A 2,477-nucleotide genomic window follows, 5' to 3' on the forward strand; every position below is an offset into this window, starting at 1 on the left:
GATGACCGCGCCGCCGGAGCTCAAGGAGATCGACGAGCGCATCGCGGACGTCAAGCGCGAGAAGGAGTCGGCCATCGACTCCCAGGACTTCGAGGGTGCTGCCGCGCTGCGCGACAAGGAGCAGAAGCTCCACGACGAGCGCAGCGACAAGGAGCGCCGCTGGAAGTCCGGCGGACTGGACGACATCGCCGAGGTGGATGAGGAACTCATCGCCGAAGTGCTCGCGAACTCCACCGGTATCCCCGTGTTCAAGCTGACCGAGGCCGAGTCCTCGCGACTGCTGAACATGGAGGCCGAACTCCACAAGCGGGTCATCGGACAGAACGAGGCCATCAAGGCGATCTCGCAGGCCATCCGCCGCACGCGCGCCGGCCTCAAGGATCCGAAGCGTCCGGGCGGCTCCTTCATCTTCGCCGGCCCCACGGGTGTCGGCAAGACGGAGCTCGCCAAGGCACTCGCGGAGTTCCTGTTCGGCGAAGAGGATGCCCTGATCACCCTCGACATGTCCGAGTACTCCGAGAAGCACACCGTCTCGCGGCTCTTCGGTGCCCCTCCGGGCTACGTGGGCTACGAGGAGGGTGGCCAGCTGACCGAGAAGGTCCGCCGCAAGCCGTTCTCCGTGGTTCTGTTCGACGAGGTGGAGAAGGCGCACGCCGATCTCTTCAACTCGCTCCTGCAGATCCTCGAGGACGGCCGCCTGACGGACAGCCAGGGCCGCATGGTGGACTTCAAGAACACGGTGATCATCATGACCACCAACCTCGGTACCCGCGACATCTCGAAGGGCGTCATGACGGGCTTCCAGTCCGGCTCCGACACCCAGACGAGCTACAACCGGATGAAGGCGAAGGTGCAGGAGGAGCTCAAGCAGCACTTCCGCCCGGAGTTCCTGAACCGCGTCGACGACACCGTGGTGTTCCCGCAGCTCACCCAGGACGAGATCGTCCAGATCGTGGACCTGTTCCTCGAGCGCCTGAGCCGCCGCATGGCGGACAAGGGCATGACGATCGAGCTCACCCCCGCGGCCAAGGTGCTCCTTGCGACCCGCGGCTACGATCCCGCGATGGGTGCCCGGCCGCTGCGCCGTACCATCCAGCGCGAGATCGAGGACCAGCTGTCGGAGAAGATCCTCTTCGGCGAGCTGAAGTCGGGAGAGCGCGTCGACGTCGACGTCGAGGGCGAGGGCGTGGATGCGCGCTTCACCTTCGTCGGACACGGCGCTCCCAAGGAGCTGGAGGATGCGCCGGCCGCTCTCGAGGCCACCGTCCCCGAGTAGTACCGGCAGCACGCACGGCACGGCATTCCGGAACCCGCCCTGGTCACCAGGGCGGGTTCCTCCGTTCTCGTGGCCCGCCGTGCGATGGGTGCCTTCAGCAACGGAATTCCTCCCTGAGTGAACGGCTGTGACCGCTGCCACACGCGGTGGTAGAGATGACGCATGACCACCCCTTTCTCATCGCTCGACGACTTCGTCGCCCTGCCGCGCCTGAGCGGCCTCGTCCTCGACCGGGCAGGCACGCGCCTCGTGACGTCCGTCGCGACCCTCGACCCCAAGAAGACCGCCTACAGGACCGCGTTGTGGGAGGTGGACCCTGCGGGCGAGCAGCCCGCGCGGCGCCTCACACAGGGCGCGGCAGGGGAGTCCGGCGCCGTGTTCCTCTCCAGCGGCGACCTGCTCTTCACCTCGGCACGCCCCGACCCGAAGGACGCGGACGGCGAGAAGCGTGCCGCGCTGTGGCGTCTGCCGGCCGCGGGCGGTGAGGCGTCCCTGCTCCTGACCCGTGACGGCGGCGTCGCAGGGGTGGCCACGGCCGACGCGGCCGACGTCGTCGTCGTCACCGCGAACGCGCTGGCCGGTTCCGCGAACGAGGAGGACGACGCCGAGCGCCGCACGGTGCGCAGGGAGGCAGGAGTCGCCGCCATCCTGCACGACGGCTACCCGGTGCGCTACTGGGACGCCGACCTCGGCCCGGACGAACCACGGTACTTCGGGCTGCAGGGACTCGACGACGACGGGGCGCGGTCGCTCGAGGACCTCGCCCCGTCCGTGCGCGGAGGTCTCCGGGACGCCCACCCCGTGCTCAGCCCCGATGGATCGGTGCTCTTCACGGCCCTCACCGTGCCCGAGGAACGCGGCTCCCAGCGCACGGTGCTCGCCCGCGTCGACCTGGCCACGCGGGAACTCACCGTCCTGCTCGACGACCGCGACAGCGACTACTCGCCCGGCCCCGTCAGCCCCGACGGCCGCCACCTCGCCGTCCTGAAGGACCGGCGCACCGCCGTGGACCTCGCGCCCTCCACCACCCTGCTGCTGCTCCCCCTCGAGGGCGGGGAGCCGACGCCACTGGCCGCCGACTGGGATCGCTGGCCGTCCCCTGCCGCGTGGCTGCCCGACGGCTCGGCCCTCGTCGTGACGGCGGATGACGACGGCGCGGCGCCGGTGTTCGTGATCGAGGTGGCCACGGGGATGGTGCGGC

General features: G+C 69.6%; 2 protein-coding genes. Both read left to right on the plus strand.

The window, feature by feature from the left end:
- A partial coding sequence (locus CVO76_RS17195; RefSeq protein WP_244186126.1) for an AAA family ATPase occupies positions 1-1,276 on the plus strand: 1,276 nt, incomplete at its 5' end.
- Positions 1,277-1,438: 162 nt separating this feature from the next.
- The coding region (locus CVO76_RS00875) for a TolB family protein (RefSeq protein WP_432206114.1) at positions 1,439-2,477 on the plus strand (1,039 nt) is incomplete at its 3' end.

The sequence above is a fragment of the Arthrobacter agilis genome, assembly GCF_002953615.1.
Lineage (GTDB): Bacteria > Actinomycetota > Actinomycetes > Actinomycetales > Micrococcaceae > Arthrobacter_D > Arthrobacter_D agilis_B.